This is a genomic window from Neobacillus sp. 19 (genome assembly GCF_049463095.1).
Lineage (GTDB): Bacteria > Bacillota > Bacilli > Bacillales > Cytobacillaceae > Neobacillus.
Genome location: NZ_JBMPZU010000031.1, coordinates 232338 through 248692, shown reverse-complemented (window position 1 = coordinate 248692; position 16355 = coordinate 232338). Strand labels below are relative to the sequence as shown.

Sequence of the window (16355 nt, the reverse complement as noted above, 5' to 3'; positions counted from 1 at the left end):
GCTTACGATAATATAAGATTGAGAGGGACTTTATGTTAACGAAATTAGAGGCATTTATCCTCGGGATTATTCAAGGTCTAACGGAATTCTTGCCGATCAGCAGTACGGGACATCTTTATTTAGGAAGAAATTTATTTGGCCTGCAGGAAGCGGGACTTTTGCTCGATACGATGCTTCATGTCGGTACACTGTTGGCCGTCTTTGTTTTTTATAAGGATGAGTTTGTCAAAATCATCAAAAATCCGTTCAGCAAATTAACTTTTTTGCTGATTGTTGGGACGATTCCAGCGGTTGTTTTCGGACTGGCCTTTAAGGATTACATTGATGAAATTTCAAAGACAGGGGTGACGATTGGCTGGGAGTTTTTACTGACGGGGTTATTTCTGTGGCTCGCCGATTCAGCGAAAAATGGCTATAAGAAAATGGACGACATCAGCTATAAGGATGCGTTTATCATTGGAACCTTCCAAGCGGTTGCGATTATGCCGGCGATCTCCCGCTCAGGAATGACAATAGTTGCCGCCCTTTGGCGGAAGTTGGACCGTGAAACCGCGGCATACTTCTCTTTCTTGTTATCCACACCGGCAATAGCGGGAGCGATTGTCCTGCAAACGAAGGATTTACTTGGAGGTGCCGGTGAAGAAATCTCTTTATCCGCCCTGCTAGTCGGAATTATTGCCTCTGCTGTCTTTGGTTATGTCGCAGTCAAATGGATGATCGGCTACTTGAAGAACCATTCGTTAAAGCCGTTTGCACTATATGTTTGGGCATTAGGACTGATTGTGCTGTTTTTCCAGTTTACGGGGAAATTTTAACAAAAAGGCGACTCGAACCACTCGAGCCGCTTTTTTTCTATTGAGATACCGTCTGTTTTGCCATCTCTCGTGCTGCTTCTGCTGCTTGTTCTTTTGCTTTTGCCATGATTTCCGGCACTTTTTTTGGAAAATGATCCATTCCTTCGGCAATGACGGTGTCCAAGCTCTCGAATCCGAGGAACTTAAAAACTTTTTGAAGGTATCGGTCACCCATTTCAAATTCAACCATCGGTCCGCTTGAGTAAATGCCGCCGCGTGTTTGAATATGGAGCGCTTTTCTGCCGGTGAGCAGTCCTTTTGGGCCCTCTGCCGTATTGGTAAATGTTTTTTCTACTATAAATAAGTTGTCTATGAATTTTTTCAAAATTGATGGGGCGCCAAGGTTCCAAATGGGTGTGACAAATACATAATAATCGGCAGCGATAAAGCGATCGGCAAGCTCATGCATGTTTTCGAGCTTCGTCCGTTCTGCTTCTGACAGCTGCTCTTTCGTGTAACCCATAAACGATAATTTGGCCCGGGCATATAATAGGTCCATATCGATATCGGGAATATCCATATCATATAAGTGCCAGCGCTCAATCTCTACATCCGGCTGCGCTTTTTGGAACTCTTCTAAAAATACTTCCCCGATCTGCATCCCTTTCGATAGCTTAATGTCATTTTTTGGATTCGCCGTAATATATAATAACTTTGACATGTACAACCCTTCCCTTTAGCCATAATTTTTTCTACTAATACTATACTACTACAAACGTTCTTGCTCACCATTGAACAATTAGTGAAGTTTATGAAGAAATTGTGAAATCTTCCTGCTCCCAATGAACATTTCGTGACAATTCTAAACAAAACTAAACGAAACTTAACAAAACTTAACAAAAGTCACAGTTAGTATGATATTCTTTTTATAAAATAAAAACTGGAAAAAGGAGGGTGACGAATGGACGTAAAGGCTTATACTCCCGATGAGGTCGCGCAAATCTTTCAAATCTCCAAGCATACGGTTTATGAGCTGATTAAACGAGGCGAGCTGCAGGCCTTTAAAATTGGAAACAAAATGAGAATTGAGCATGTAGAAATTGAACGATTTAAGGAAAACATGAAGGCACCAGCTAAGAAAATTCCGGCAGAACAAACTGGCCCGGTAACCAATCCGAACATGTTAATCCGGCTTTCCGGCAGCCACGATTTTCTTGTCGAACATTTTGCCAAACAAGCGGCAAAGACTTTAAACCTGCAAATTCAGCCTTCTTTCATCGGCAGTTTGGAAGGGTTAATGATGCTGTACCGCGGGCAATGTGATATAGCAGCTGTACATCTATTAGATCCGGCATCACAAGAGTATAATCTGCCCTTTATCCATCAGCTGTTTGTCTATGAATCTATTTTGGTGGTGAGATTGGCTGTCAGAGAGCAAGGTTTTATTGTTGCCAAAGGCAATCCAAAGAGTATTCTAGATTTTTCTGACCTCACCAGAAAGGACATTCAATTTATTAACCGCCAGAAAGGGTCAGGGACAAGATTTTTACTAGATTCCAAGCTTTCAAGTCAAGGGATTGCTCCGAGTAAAATTAACGGTTACGGCAATGAAGAATGGAACCACTTATCAGCAGCCTCATACATTAGCAGAGGCATTGCCGATGTAACCTTTGGCATCCATTCGGCTGCCAGCCACTTAGGACTTGATTTCGTGCCAGTAGCGAAGGAACAGTTTGATCTTGTATTCCGCTTTACCGACGAAAACAGACAAAGTTTAACAGACTTAATTCAATACCTGCAGTCTGCCAGCTTCAAAGACAGCCTTTATGATTTAGAAGGCTACACGATTCAAGATTTAGGAAAAATAGTCTATCAAACAAGTCAAACGGAGGAACTACTACGATGAGAAAAAATCGCTTTTTAATCGCACTATTTGCATTGATGCTTCTAGTTTTATCAGCTTGCGGAAGCGCTGACACAAAAGATGCTGCCGCAAAAGAGAAAAAGAAGCCTGCTGAGAAACCAGCTCCAACAGAAATGATTTTGGCAACGACTACGAGTACACAGGACAGCGGATTGCTTGATGTCTTAATTCCAATGTTTGAAGAAGAAAATAATGTGAAAGTAAAAACGATTGCAGTTGGAACTGGCCAGGCATTAGAAATGGGTACGAAAGGTGAAGCTGACGCCCTTCTTGTTCATGCTCCAGCAGCCGAAAAGGCAGTCGTCGATGCCGGCGATGCGATTAACTACAAACGCGTGATGTATAACGACTTTATTTTAGTTGGACCAAAAGACAATCCAGCAGGCGTAAGCGGCGATGACATTAAAGCTGCATTCAAAACATTGGCTGACACGAAGGCTACTTTCGTTTCACGCGGCGACGACTCCGGTACACATAAAAAAGAATTAGGCATTTGGACTGCAGAAAATATTCAACCTGCAGGTGATTGGTACGTATCAACTGGCCAAGGAATGGGACAAACCTTACAAGTAGCAGCTGAGAAAAAAGGGTATGTGTTAACAGACCGGGCAACATGGCTGGCGCAAGAAAAGAATTTGGATACATTGAAGATTGTCGTTGAAGGCGGCAATGATTTAATGAATATCTATCACGTTATGCAAGTAAATCCTGAAAAACATGATAAAGTGAATAGCAAAGATGGCGAAAAATTTGTAGAATTTATGATAGATGCAAAAACGCAAGATGTGATTGAAGAGTTCGGTAAGAAAGAATACGGTCAATCGTTATTTTTTAAGTATACTGAGTAATTTTTAAAAGAAATCCCGGAGGCAAAACGTTTATGGAGCTGCTAGTAGATGGACTGAAGAAAGCAATTGAAATGATCTTAACCGGCGACCCGGAAATTTTTGCGATTACCTGGCTGACACTTAAGGTCTGTCTCATTTCCATTCTGATTAGCACCCTGATAGGATTGCCGCTGGGCATTTTACTCGGATTAACTAGATTCAAGGGTCGTAGAGTCCTATTATTGTTTATCAATATCGGCATGGGCCTGCCGCCTGTTGTTGCCGGACTGTGGATCACAATGCTGTTGTGGCGCTCCGGTCCGCTTGGCGATCTTACCCTGCTTTATTCACCGACAGCGATTGTCATGGCACAAGTATTGGTCAGTCTGCCCATTGTGACGAGCCTGACATGCACCGCATTCCAGCAAATCAGCGATAAGATGCTGCTGCAAATTAAAGCATTAGGCGCAACAAGGCTGCAAACATTGATGATTCTGATCAAACAATTAAAAATTGCCATTCTGGCGGCGATTATGGCGGGCTTTGGCCGCGTGATCGCCGAAGTTGGCGCCGCAATGATGGTTGGCGGCAATATTCAGGGTGACACCCGAATTTTAACCACGACGATTGTGATGGAAGTATCGAAAGGGAACTTTGATATCGCCCTTGCCCTTTCCTTCATCTTATTGTCGGTTGCCCTGTTGATTACGGCCGGATTAACATTTTTACAGCAAAGGAAGCGGATATCATGAACCCGTTAATTGAGCTAAAAAACGTTACCTTTCATGCCCATCAGAAAATGATTCTTGATATTCCTTCATTTCAAATTTACAATGGTGAATTTCTTGGTATGATGGGGCCGAACGGGGCCGGAAAAAGCACGCTGCTAAAGCTATTAGCGCTGCTTGACCAGCAAACGAGCGGTGATTTCCTTTATCGCGGTGAGGTAATTCCTAAAGGTACTGCCCCGCTGGATATACGGAGGCGGTTCTCGATTGCTCTGCAGCAATCATTGTTATTGGATGGAACCGTTTTTCATAACATTGCGATCGGCCTTAAACTAAGGAAGATTCCCAAACAGGCTATTAAGGAAAAAGTCGCCCATTGGATGGAGCTATTTGGCATCAGCCACTTGGCGAAAAAAAATGCGCTTTATTTATCCGGCGGTGAGGCACAGCGGGTCAATTTGGCCCGTGCGATGATTGTTGAACCGGAGATTCTGTTTCTGGATGAGCCCTTTTCAGCTTTAGATTTTCCGACCAAAATTAAATTAATGGAAGATTTCAAAGGTATTATCGAAGCTTCCCAAACAACGGCTGTATTTGTCAGCCATGATTTGATGGAAATTAATTACCTGACGACTCGGCTGGCGATTATTGTAAATGGTGAAGTAAAGCAATCCGGACCCACCCCTCGGGTCCTTGAACATCCTAATTCTTCCACCGCCTCCTTCCTAAACGAGTGGAAGAAATTTTATCCCTTAGCACGTTGATGCAGTTCCAGTTGGAGCTGCTTTTTTTTATAGTTGTACAGGATGGAAAAATCCAAGGTAACACAATATTTGCTTTAAAAATCCGTGGAGCATAAAATGAAAGTATAGAAGTTACTGGGTTCTAAGGGGGAATTTTATTATGAAATACGCCATCATTACGGGAGCATCAAAAGGTCTGGGTGAAGCGGTTGCAAAGCGGCTGATTCGCGAACAAATCGCGGTCGTTTCAGTTTCACGGACAGAGAATACAGAAATCAAACGCCTTGCCGCTGAGCAAGGAATCGATTATAAACACTTTTCCTGCAACCTTTCTTTAGAAAAGGAAGTCCAGGAAGTCTTTATGGAGATTGCCCATTGTATTTTTCAAAAAAATCCGCAGGAAATTCTACTATTTAATAATGCCGGCATGATTGAACCGATCCAAAAGGTCGGTCATTTGGATCAAACTCCGGTCATTGGAAACATCCAGGTCAATTTAATCGCACCGATTCTGATTACCAATTTATTTTTCAGCAAGGCACAGTTAACCAACACGAAGGTAACGGTGGTTAACGTTACATCCGGTGCAGCGGTGCGCTCGGTCGAAGGCTGGAGTGTCTATTGCAGCTCGAAGGCCGGGTTAAACATGTTCACCCAAACGGCCGCGATTGAGCAGGCGGAAATGAACACACACAACACCATTATCGCTTTCAGCCCAGGGGTGATGGATACGAACATGCAAGAAACCATCCGCTCGTCCAGCAAGGAAGCGTTTAAAGATCTCGACCAATTCAAGGAATACAAGGAAAAGAACATGTTATTGCAGGCAGATGTCGTCGCTAATGCTTTAGTAGACCTCGTTCTAAGCGGGAATGTTGAAAGTGGAAGGGTGTACACTATTAAAGAGCTGTTAAAATAAACTGAAAGGCCGCTCGAAGTTGAGCGGCCTTCTTAATCTTCCTGAGGAAACCACAAGGTAATGCTGGTTCCCTTATTCAATCTGCTCTTTACTTTGATGACACCTTTATGGGCATCCATTAACGCTTTGACGATTGAAAGGCCGATGCCGACACCGCCGGTTTTGCGGTCACGGGATTTGTCGCCGCGGTAGAAGCGCTCGAAAATATGCGGGATGTCCTCCTCGTTCATTCCCAGGCCTTCGTCTTGAATCTTGAAGCCGACATAGCCTTCCATTTCCGTAACCATCGAAATCGTGACGGTCTTTCCCTCTGGTGTGTATTTTAGGGCATTATTCAGAACGTTGGAAAGAACTTGCATCAAGCGGTCCTTGTCCGCTGTAAACATTTCTTCCTGTGTCGGTTCCTCAATCTGCAGCCCAACGCCCTTTTCTTTAAAAATAGGTGAGAACATTTCCCATAATGCAGCCAATACGCTTCCTGCTTCGAGCTCGATTTTTTCCAGCTTAATTTGCGGGTTCTCAGCAGCAAGCAACTTTTCTAACTCGTTCACTAACCGGACTAAGCGCATCAGCTCTTCGTGACTGACCTGTAAACGCTGCGGGGTCGGTTGCCAAATCCCGTCCTGAAAGGCTTCAAATTGGCTTCTTAATGTAGCAAGCGGTGTCCGCAGCTCGTGGGCCAGGTCACCGGTAAATTGCTTCCGCAGCTTTTCTTCCTTTGCCAGCGATTCGGCCAGGTTATTGAAGGAAATGGCAATCTGTTTTACCTCAGCGGGCAGCCCTGATAGCGGGATGCGAATATCTAGGTTGTGCTGCTGGAGCTCGCCGGCTGCGAACGACAGCTTTTTCAAGCCGGAGGTTAACTTTTTTGAAAAAACCATGCTAAACACTATCGCTAACACGATCGTTAAGCACACGGCCGCCAAGATGTATAATTGGATCGTTTGGATAAACGTGTATTCATCATCTATCAAGCCTTCAGGATAAATGGCCACTAATTTGCCAATAACGGCATTGTCAACCTTCAGCGTATAGGTTTTGGAGTGCCACTCTTCCCCATCAGGCTCCGGTTCCGTTAAACCAAAGCTGTTCAGCATGCCGCGAATATTGGACGAATCCATTTGAATTTGCCCGTATCGATCATACAATTGGAAATATAGCTGATCGGTCATCGCATGTTCATGCAGCAATCCATACACTGGGCTGCTGGTAAAATGACCATTTTTCCGATAATCCTTTTCAATTTCGGTGATAATCCGATCAATCTTTTTCTCGCGATTCCGGTCTAAATAACTATTAAAACTTTCTTCAAAGCCATACTGGATAAAAAAGCTGACAATGACAATCCCGATCATCGAGATGAGGACTAGATAAAATAGAATCTTAGACCGGAGTGTTTGCAGCATCTAGTACCCCTCCAAATTTATAGCCCATTCCAAATACGGTCACGATAAAATCCGGCTGCCGCGAATCGGATTCGATTTTTTTGCGGAGGTTTTTAATATGGGTATCGACACTCCGTTCATAGCCTTCATAATACATACCTTCATCTTGAATTTTTTCGAGCAGGTCCATCCGGCTGTAAACCCGCCCCGGATTCACCGCCATATTGGTTAACAATTTATATTCAATTGGTGTTAAGGTAATATCCTCACCGTTTACAGTTACTTCTTTTTTGATTAAATCAATCGCTAGTTTCTTGCCGTTGAATTCTAGCCGTTCAACCTTTTCTGTCTTTTTCACCCGTCTTAAAATCGCTTGAACGCGGACGACTACTTCCCGCGGGCTGAATGGCTTCGTTAAATAGTCGTCGGCCCCCATAACAATACCGTTGATGCGGTCGTCTTCAGCCGATTTCGCAGTCAGCATCAGGATCGGTACATCCGATTCTTTTCGTACTAAACGGCAGACCTCTTCACCGGAAATATCAGGCAGCATTAAGTCTAGTATAATGAGGTCAGGATTGATTGTCTTGGCCTTTTTCAAGGCGTCAATTCCATTATCAGCGCTATGAATTTCATAGCCTTCTCTCTAGGTAGGCTTCGAGAACTTCTATGATTCTACGTTCATCGTCTACTAATAAAATCTTCATGAATCACCACTCCCCATACCCTTACTATATCATCTTGGGTCTGTGATTTTTGTAACTTCACAAATTCACCACAAAATCCTCATAACATCTTCAATTTTTCCCGCTAAGATGTATTTGTAGGTAAGAAAGAGTGGTTCCCTCGAGACCCCCAAGTTTTGAGTGATCCGCTCTTTGATGCAGTACATGGTTCATGAATGACCATCACTCATCCCAAATTTAACCTCTCTCTTTTTTTATAACAAGGGTACTCCGAACGGCGGGGTGCCCAATTTTTTTATAAAAAAAATCCTTATCGGTTTCGATAAGGATTTTTCTGGATTTATTCGTCTTTCTTTTTTACCTCTTCTGTCAGTTCTTCTATGCTTCTGCGGACATTGCCTTTACCGGAATAGTTTTCGATGAGCTCTTTGACATCGATTCCGCTTGATGCTTTTAATGACTCCTGCAAACTGGCCATTAGATTGGTGGCATAGCTGGTAATCTTATTGGCCCCGCCATTTTCACCAGAGCCGCCGCCTGTGTCGACCACGGTGATTTTATCGATATTGGATAATGGAGCTGCCACTTGCTTCGCGTATTCAGGAAGCATTTTGATGACCATATCGAGAATTGCTGCTTGACCGAATTGCTCGAACGCTTCGGCAATCTTTTCCTTCGCTTCCGCTTCGGCCAAACCTTTTAAGCGGATTATTTCTGCTTCGGTTGAACCCTGTGCCTTTTGTGCTTCTGCTTTGGCAAGACCGTCGAGACGAATCCGCTCTGCTTCCGCTTTTGCCATCGCTTCGATCCGGTATTTATTGGCCTCCGCTTCCGCCATTTCTCTCGCCTTATTCGCTGCTGCTGATTGCTCAACAGAATAACGGTCAGCGTCGGCTTTCTTCTTCACTTCGGAATCATATTGACGTTCGCGGCGCTGAATTTCTTTTTCTTCTAACTCAATCTGTTTTTGTCTCTCAATGATCTTAACTTGCATTTCTTGTTCCGTTACATCCTGCTTCGCTCTAGCACTTTCTAAGTCATATGCTTGGTCGGCTTTTGCCTTTGCGATGTCCTGCTCGCGGCGGAATTCTGCAATTTTCAACTGATTGATTTTCTCAGCTTCCGCGATTTCCGTTGCCCGCTCTAATTCACTTTTCTTCGCTTCCTTGGCTGCCTCCGCCTTCTTGATCCGGGTTTCCTTTTCCGCTTCTGCTGTGGCAATATCCGCATCACGTTTCACCTGAGCAATACGCGGTTTACCAAGGGAATCCAGGTAACCATTTTTATCACGGACATCTTTAATCGTGAAAGATACAATAACTAGACCCATTTTTGCAAGGTCTTGTGATGCCACCCTTTGCACTTCTTGTGAAAATTTATCGCGATTTTTATAAATTTCTTCCACCGTCATCGAGCCGAGAATCGATCGTAAATGGCCCTCTAGAACTTCTTTTGCTTCATTTTCACGGTCGTCCTTTGGCTTGCCAAGGAATTGTTCAGCAGCCGTTGCAATTTCGCTAATTGAACCGCCAATTTTGATAATCGCGACACCATCAGCCATGACCGGCACACCCTGCTCAGTGTAAACCTCAGGTGTAGTAACTTCTAGTTTACTAGATAGCAAGCTTAGCGGTTTTGCCTGTTGGAATACTGGTAAAATAAAGCTACCGCCGCCGCGGATGATTTTAACTTTATTGCCTGATTCGTCCACGTGGGTATTACCGCTTCCAAGGAAGCTTCCCGTTACGATGAGTGCCTCGTCCGGCCCAGCGGTTCTGTACTTTGTAACAAAAACACCGATTAGTGCAATTAAAATAAGTGCGACAATTCCGATAATAATCCAAATAACATTAAATTCCATTCCTTAAAACCCCCCTCTTTAAATATAGCTCTCTAGTTGATGGTGAACGGTTACTTCGAGAACTCCATTTTTCACCTGGACCACAAGGACATTGGTGCCATTTGGAATCTCGTCGCCATCAAAGCTTGAAGCCGGTTTGGCAATTCTGCCGCTCGTACTGTCAATCATCACTTCGCCAAAACCATCGGCAGGAATGGCGGTAATAACCGTCCCCACCCGGCCTTGTAAATCAGATTCTTTATATACAAGTGACTCCTCTGCAGAAGACAACGGTACGAGCACAAAGACATTTAATAATGTAACAACAATAAAAGCGATGACTGCCGAGATGGCTAGAATGAGGAAATAATGTAATGATGACATTCTTTCAAACAAATAGCCGCTCGCAGACAGTATGGTCACGAAGGCAAAAATCAGGACCGGATTAAGGAAGTGCAGCCCGCCGTCCCCAGCTCCGTGAAAATGAAACACATCCGCAAATAAAACATATAAAACCGTTAATACACCCGAAATGATTAATCCATACAAATAAATCGTTTCTAATGGCATGCCGAAAGTTTCCATGTGCATCCATCCTTTTTTTAATTATGGTAAAAAGAAGACAAAGGAAAGTGAACTTTGGGTTTGGGATTTCATGAGAACTCAAGCATGGTGCATCCTTCCCTTACTTTGGGTTATGTATAATAGGTAATACGGATGAACAGGTAAAAGGTTTCATACATAAGACAATTTTATCATTTTTTGGCAATAAGAAACAGAACAATCTTCGACAACTTACGGACAATTGCAGTGGTTGTAAAAACATTTGGGGTTTTGGACTACTAAAAGGGTAACTTTCTTTTTGTATAAGTGGCAGGGGAGCCTTTCATTTACTGGTCGGGGTTCTTTTTTCCTCTGTTGGTCAATGTAACCTGGTTTCATTTACCGTTCGGGGTTCTTTTTTTCTCTGGTGGTCAATGTAACCTGGTTTCATTTACCGTTCGGGCTTCTTTTTTCCTCTTTGGGTCAATGAAACCTGCTTTCATTTACCGGTCGGGGTTCTTTTTTCCTCTTTTTGTCAATGTAACCTGTTTTCATTTACCGATTGGGCTTCTTTTTTCCTGTTTGGGTCAATGTAACCTGTTTTCATTTACCGGTTGGGGTTCTTTCTTACATATACGGTCACGTAGACCGCCGCCCGTCCTCTCTTCTCCGCGCATGAATAAGTGAGCACAAAAAAAGTGCCATAGCAACTTGAGCTACAGCACCTTACTGAATCATATTCAAAAACTTCTTGGTTCGTTCTTCTTTTGGCTGGGTGAAGAGGTCGTTCGGGCGGCCTCGCTCGACGATGACACCACCGTCCATAAAAATGACCTCATCTGCGGCATCACGGGCGAAACGCATTTCATGGGTGACAACGATCATCGTCATCCCTTCTGTGGCAAGGTCCTTCATTACTTTTAATACCTCGCCGACAAGCTCGGGATCAAGGGCAGAGGTCGGTTCATCAAACAGCATGACCTCAGGTTCCATGGCCAATGCCCGGGCGATTCCGACGCGCTGCTGCTGACCGCCTGAAAGCTGTGCGGGATAGTAATCCTTCTTATCGCCAAGACCGACCTTTTCTAACAGAGCAGAGGCTTTTTTGCGGGCCGCCTCCTTACTTTCCCCCTTCACAATAATCGGCCCTTCCATGACGTTCTCAAGCGCGGTTTTATGCGGAAAAAGATTATAGCCTTGAAACACCATTCCTGTTAAGCGGCGGAAGGAAGTGAGCTTTTTTTTCGGAACTGCCTTTGAAAAATCCAAACTTTGACCTTGAATGGAAACGACGCCTTTTGTCGGTAATTCTAACACATTTAGACAGCGGAGCATCGTGGTTTTCCCGGAACCGGACGGGCCGATGACCACCACCACTTTTCCTTTTTCCACCTCAAGGTCAATGCCTTTTAACACCTCTAATTGACCAAATTGTTTATATAAACCTTTAATAGAAATCATGTGAAAACTCCCTTACTATGATGCGTATCGATCCAATCTTTTTTCCAAAAACCCCTGGATGACAGAGAGGAAAAAGCATATCACCCAATAAAGGAGTGCTGCTTCAGAATAGACCAACAAAAATTCATAATTGGTTGAAGCGATTTCCTGCGCCCGGCGAAACATCTCCGTAACAAGCACGAGTGAGGCAAGTGAGGTATCCTTTACAAGACTAATAAACGAATTCGATAAGGGCGGAATCGATACCTTTGCAGCCTGAGGCAGAATAATTCTTTTTAATGTTTGTGTATAGGTCATGCCGATGGAATAGCCGGCCTCCCACTGACCTTTTGGAATAGAGAGAATCGCAGCTCTGATAATCTCAGAAGCATACGCACCAACACTTAGAGAAAAACCGATGACTGCAGAAATAAAAGGATCAAGCGTAAGCCCGATATTCGGCAGGCCATAAAAGATGATGAATAATTGCACTAATAATGGCGTCCCGCGGATAGCTGAAACATACACTCTTGCAATCCCCTGAAAAAGCTTCACCTGAGAAATACGGGCAAGTGCTGTTAAAACGGCCAAAATGATCCCAATGATAAACGAAAGAATCGTTAACGGGATGGTGTTCATAATTGCACCCTCCAGCATCGGCTGGAGGGAGGTTTTGGCGATATCGATTAATCGTGCTGTTCGTTCCGGGTCAGCAAAAATACTATTTAAGTACATCTACACCAAACCATTTCTCAGAGATTTTTTTATAAGTGCCGTCATCAACCATATCTTTCAAGGCTTTATTGACTTCATCTATAAGCTTGTCGCTTTTCTTTCTGAACATAAAGCCGCTTGTTGAGGCATCATCGGACGTTGCGACAATTTTAATCGGAGCATCCGGCTTTTTCTTTGTATAATCTAAGTAGGCAATTTTATCATTAACGGTCACATCAACACGCTTCTGGGCAAGCAGTTCAACCGCTTGTTGGAAGCCTTCAATACCGACGATATTCGCGCCGAACTTTTTCGCGATATCCGCATAGTTACTTGTCAGCGATTGGGCAGAATTTAATCCCTTTATATCCTCAAACGACTTTACTTTCTCATTATCCTTTGACGCGATTAACACCGCAGCAGAAGTTATATATGGATCAGAGAAATCGTATTTCTCCTGGCGGTCCGGGCGAATTCCCACTTGATTGGCGACCATATCAAAACGTTTTGCATCCAGACCGGCAAACATCGCATCCCATTGTGTTTCTTTAAACTCTGCCTTCACACCTAAACGCTTGGCAACCTCTTCAGCCACCTCGACATCAAATCCAGTCAATTTGCCGCTTTCATCATGGAACGTAAAAGGAGCATATGTACCTTCCGTGCCAATGACTAGCTTTCCATCATCTTTCACCTTTTTTAATAAATCCTTTTCTGCTGTTTTGTTATCAGATTTATTTTTATCGGCTTTATCATCCTTCGTACCACAGGCGGACAAAACAAGCATAAAGCTAAGTAAGAGCGCAAATATAACGGTTAGTTTTTTCATTCAAATTAAACCCCCTAATTCTGATTGTTTTTCTTGGATTTCATAATCATATGATATTGCTTTTATTCTGTCAAAGAAAAAAATCGCTGAGAATAGATTTATTTTACCCTGTTATAAAAAATAAAAACCTATCAGAAAAGTTCTGATAGGTTAAGCTCTTTAAAGCCAGTGCACAAAAATAGAAGTTTTTTTCCCGTAGCATGTAGGGCTGTAAAGAAAGTTGGTTTACCTCTGATTACTACTTCCACCACTCATCAAACATACTGGCAGGCATATTCCGTTTATGTTCTGTGATGAGAAAGCGCTTTTCGACTTTTTCTGCGATTTCTTTGGAAACCGGCTTCCCTTCAAGATAGTCATCGAGCTCATCATACGTGATGCCCAATTCCGTCTCATCCGCCTGTCCCGGTTTTTGGTCGAGCAGGTCTGCGGTTGGTACCTTTAAATACAAGCGCTCAACCGCACCAAGTTCTATCAGCAAAGCCTTCCCCTGCCGTTTCGTTAAGCCTGTCAATGGAAGGACGTCGGCGCCGCCATCGCCATACTTTGTATAGAAGCCTGTAACCGCTTCTGCTGCATGATCGGTACCGATGACTAGCAGCCCTTCCATGCCGCCGATGGCGTATTGGGCAATCATTCTCATTCTCGCCTTCACGTTACCTTTTTGATAATCGCTGATCGGCCCGCCCTCATAACTCTGGTCATATTCCTTTTGGACTTCATCAACCGCTGCCTTAATATTAAAGGATGTTTCGCGATCAGCACGAATAAAGTCTAACGATAGCCTCGCATCATCCTCATCCTGTTGAATCCCGTATGGAAGACGGACAGCAACAAACAAAGCATCACTGCCCTCGTTCCGCAACTCCTCCACTGCCAGCTGGGCAAGACGGCCGGCAAGTGTCGAGTCCTGACCGCCGCTGATGCCAAGGACATAGCCTTTTGCCTTCGTTTTTAGCAGGTAATTTTTCAAAAAGTCAATTCGTTTTCGAATTTCCTCTGCTGGCTGAATGGTTGGATTGACATGTAATTCCTTCATAATCTGTGCTTGTAAGCTCATCAATTGAACCTCCTGACCAAGTTTTGTATAAATGTAATGTACCACAAAAGCGTCTTTTTCACTAAACATAACAAGTTACATAGTGATTGGGGTAAACTAAATGCAGTCAACATTAGGAGGAATTGTAGATGGAAGCAAAAACGTGTAATGAATCAAGGGTAGTGAGAACGAGCAGGATATTTCCGAATGATGTCAATAACCATAACACCTTGTTTGGCGGCAAGCTGATTAGTGATATTGATATGGTTGCTTCGATATCCGCTACAAGGCATTCTCGGGCTGAATGCGTTACAGCCTCGATTGATTCCGTTGATTTCCTCAGTCCGATTACCCCAAAGGATTCTGTTTGCATTGAAACCTTTGTGACATCGACAGGAACTACTTCAATGGAGATATTCGTCAAAGTCATTGCGGAAAATCTCATTTCAGGAAATCGAAAAATTGCCGCTACTGCCTTTTTAACGTTTGTCGCGTTAGATGATCAGGGCAAGCCAACAGAGGTTCCGGCCCTCATCCCCGAAACCGAAGAAGAGAAAAAGCTTCATGAAACAGGCAAGGAAAGGGCAGAAAAGCGGAAAGAACATCGAAAAAGCAGTAAAGAACTGGCAAGTGTGTTTACTACCCATAAACCGTGGGAATAAGAAAGGCGGAAGCGCCCTGATCAGTGGCGTATGGCCTCCTCGAAAAAGCTAGCGCTTTTTCTTCGTGCGATGCCTATGCTGCCGAAGCTTTCCTTGTGGAGCGCTCCAACTGAGATAAAGGAAACACGAAGAGCCGAAGGCGATTCGATGTTGACTTATCGTAGGGCGGAGAGCGAAGGACACTAGCCGCTAGGGCGCTGGAGCTGGACAATTCTCAAAGTCAACTCAAAAAGGTTCGCGAATTGATCGCGAACCTATTTCAACTTCTGAAGATCCCTTCTGCTTGGAGCATGTGGAGGTCCTTGCGCCCAGCCTCGATCGACCATAATATCAAAGCCCTTACCGGAATACGCCAATATTTCTAAGATGTACTTTTGATAAAAGGCTGCTAAGTCTGTTCTCATCGATAAGGAAAGGGCATGTCCAATCAGGGCAATATCAATTGCGTTTAATGAATGGAACAACGTAACCACAAGCCTGTCTGAAAAGGGAGAACAAGTGGAATCCGTGACTTCCATATTGGTCGCAATATTCCCCAGCAGTTCCTCTTTCAAAAGAATATCATTAAACGTATTGATTTGTTTCTCGGAAATTTCCTTGCCTTCTTGAATGTAAGCGTGAATTTCCTTATCCTTCACCACTTGAAGCAATCCCATACAAAGTATAATGGAAAAATAATTCCGTTCCGTGTTAAAAAAGATTTCTGTAATCTCCGCCACATTTAGGGGCCGTTTTTTTCCAAATCCTTTTAGATAGGAAAGCTTTTCAATATATTCCACTTCCTTTGGATAGGGAATCATTGGCGGTCGGTCATAGATTCCTTTTGAAAGCATTAAGGTTGTAGATTCTTTATATAACATTGAATTTTCCTGAACCATCGTCACAAAAAAATCCTGAACATCTTCTCTTGCCATAGTTGCAGCAATAAAGCCTGTGTTAATCATACTCAAACGGCACATGGAATACACAAAGCTTAAGCCGAACATATCATAAAATAATGGCGGAGCAGATAAATCAAGATCCTTTTCCGTAAATCCATCAGGGACTGGGATGCCCTCATCATTAAATATCGCTGTTATTTGGTTTACATGGCTATTCGAAATTTCATAGGCATGCTGTAATGTCGTTTGTATTTCCTCATCCTGATTGTGGTGGAGAAAATAGGTTAATAAACAAACAGCCATATTTTCTTGGAGATAGGTCGCCCACAATCCGCCGATTTCGGCACTGGTTAACCGAACATTATGCTTAACCATTAATATGTAGCCTCCTAAAAATACTA

16 protein-coding genes and 1 pseudogene are annotated in these 16355 nt (G+C 43.5%); 7 read left to right on the top strand and 10 right to left on the bottom strand.

The annotated features are described in order from the left end of the window. The first annotated feature begins 32 nt into the window (after positions 1-32). The gene (locus ACO1D1_RS10140; protein WP_423335847.1) at positions 33-815 is read left to right on the top strand and encodes an undecaprenyl-diphosphate phosphatase; all 783 of its coding nucleotides are present in this window, start codon (positions 33-35) and stop codon (positions 813-815) included. Between the two features lie 37 nt (positions 816-852). Here the strand turns inward: ACO1D1_RS10140 and ACO1D1_RS10135 are convergent, their stop codons facing one another. After that, positions 853-1515 (bottom strand): FMN-dependent NADH-azoreductase, encoded by a 663-nt coding sequence (locus ACO1D1_RS10135; protein WP_423335846.1) that lies wholly within the window; start codon positions 1513-1515, stop codon positions 853-855. Positions 1516-1755: 240 nt separating this feature from the next. Between ACO1D1_RS10135 and ACO1D1_RS10130 the strand changes: the two genes are divergently transcribed. The 5 genes from ACO1D1_RS10130 (at position 1756) to ACO1D1_RS10110 (ending at position 5935) form a co-directional block, all read left to right on the top strand. Beyond that, a complete protein-coding gene (locus ACO1D1_RS10130) occupies positions 1756-2700 on the top strand; it encodes a substrate-binding domain-containing protein (protein WP_423335845.1) in 945 nt (314 codons plus the stop codon). Next, a complete protein-coding gene (locus tag ACO1D1_RS10125) occupies positions 2697-3566 on the top strand; it encodes a substrate-binding domain-containing protein (RefSeq protein WP_423335844.1) in 870 nt (289 codons plus the stop codon). The genes ACO1D1_RS10130 and ACO1D1_RS10125 overlap by 4 nt, the downstream gene beginning before the upstream one ends. A 32-nt stretch (positions 3567-3598) precedes the next feature. Further along, entirely contained in the window at positions 3599-4297 is a 699-nt protein-coding gene (locus ACO1D1_RS10120; RefSeq protein ID WP_423335843.1) for an ABC transporter permease, read from the top strand. Further along, complete coding sequence (locus tag ACO1D1_RS10115; RefSeq protein ID WP_423335842.1) at positions 4294-5037, top strand: ATP-binding cassette domain-containing protein; 744 nt, start codon at positions 4294-4296, stop codon at positions 5035-5037. Before ACO1D1_RS10120 ends, ACO1D1_RS10115 begins: the two co-directional genes overlap by 4 nt. A gap of 139 nt (positions 5038-5176) precedes the next feature. Continuing rightward, complete coding sequence (locus ACO1D1_RS10110; protein WP_423335841.1) at positions 5177-5935, top strand: (S)-benzoin forming benzil reductase; 759 nt, start codon at positions 5177-5179, stop codon at positions 5933-5935. 32 nt (positions 5936-5967) lie between these two features. On the opposite strand, the gene ACO1D1_RS10105 is transcribed toward ACO1D1_RS10110, so the two are convergent. The 8 genes and pseudogenes from ACO1D1_RS10105 to nadE all read right to left on the bottom strand — a co-directional run bounded on the left by ACO1D1_RS10105 (position 5968) and on the right by nadE (position 14432). Continuing rightward, positions 5968-7341, bottom strand: a complete 1374-nt coding sequence (locus tag ACO1D1_RS10105) for an ATP-binding protein (RefSeq protein ID WP_423335840.1) — start codon at positions 7339-7341, stop codon at positions 5968-5970. Beyond that, positions 7319-8027 (bottom strand): annotated as a pseudogene (locus tag ACO1D1_RS10100) (response regulator transcription factor). The gene ACO1D1_RS10105 and the pseudogene ACO1D1_RS10100 overlap by 23 nt, the downstream one beginning before the upstream one ends. Before the next feature lie 319 nt (positions 8028-8346). Then, positions 8347-9867: an SPFH domain-containing protein gene (locus tag ACO1D1_RS10095; RefSeq protein ID WP_423335839.1), complete on the bottom strand. Its 1521-nt coding sequence runs from the start codon at positions 9865-9867 to the stop codon at positions 8347-8349. A gap of 18 nt (positions 9868-9885) precedes the next feature. Beyond that, on the bottom strand, positions 9886-10431 hold the full coding sequence (locus ACO1D1_RS10090; protein ID WP_423335838.1) for an NfeD family protein: 546 nt from the start codon (positions 10429-10431) through the stop codon (positions 9886-9888). A 684-nt stretch (positions 10432-11115) separates the two neighbouring features. Further along, positions 11116-11850 (bottom strand): amino acid ABC transporter ATP-binding protein, encoded by a 735-nt coding sequence (locus ACO1D1_RS10085; RefSeq protein ID WP_423335837.1) that lies wholly within the window; start codon positions 11848-11850, stop codon positions 11116-11118. Positions 11851-11865: 15 nt separating this feature from the next. Next, a complete protein-coding gene (locus tag ACO1D1_RS10080) occupies positions 11866-12564 on the bottom strand; it encodes an amino acid ABC transporter permease (protein ID WP_423335836.1) in 699 nt (232 codons plus the stop codon). Next, complete coding sequence (locus ACO1D1_RS10075) at positions 12551-13372, bottom strand: amino acid ABC transporter substrate-binding protein (protein WP_423335835.1); 822 nt, start codon at positions 13370-13372, stop codon at positions 12551-12553. The genes ACO1D1_RS10080 and ACO1D1_RS10075 overlap by 14 nt, the downstream gene beginning before the upstream one ends. Positions 13373-13610: 238 nt before the next feature. Further along, entirely contained in the window at positions 13611-14432 is an 822-nt protein-coding gene (gene nadE, locus ACO1D1_RS10070) for an ammonia-dependent NAD(+) synthetase (protein ID WP_423335834.1), read from the bottom strand. A gap of 128 nt (positions 14433-14560) precedes the next feature. On the opposite strand from nadE, the gene ACO1D1_RS10065 reads away from it, so the two are divergent. Next, on the top strand, positions 14561-15073 hold the full coding sequence (locus tag ACO1D1_RS10065; RefSeq protein ID WP_423335833.1) for an acyl-CoA thioesterase: 513 nt from the start codon (positions 14561-14563) through the stop codon (positions 15071-15073). Between the two features lie 254 nt (positions 15074-15327). Here the strand turns inward: ACO1D1_RS10065 and ACO1D1_RS10060 are convergent, their stop codons facing one another. Continuing rightward, on the bottom strand, positions 15328-16329 hold the full coding sequence (locus tag ACO1D1_RS10060) for a DUF3231 family protein (protein ID WP_423335832.1): 1002 nt from the start codon (positions 16327-16329) through the stop codon (positions 15328-15330). Positions 16330-16355: the final 26 nt, after the last annotated feature.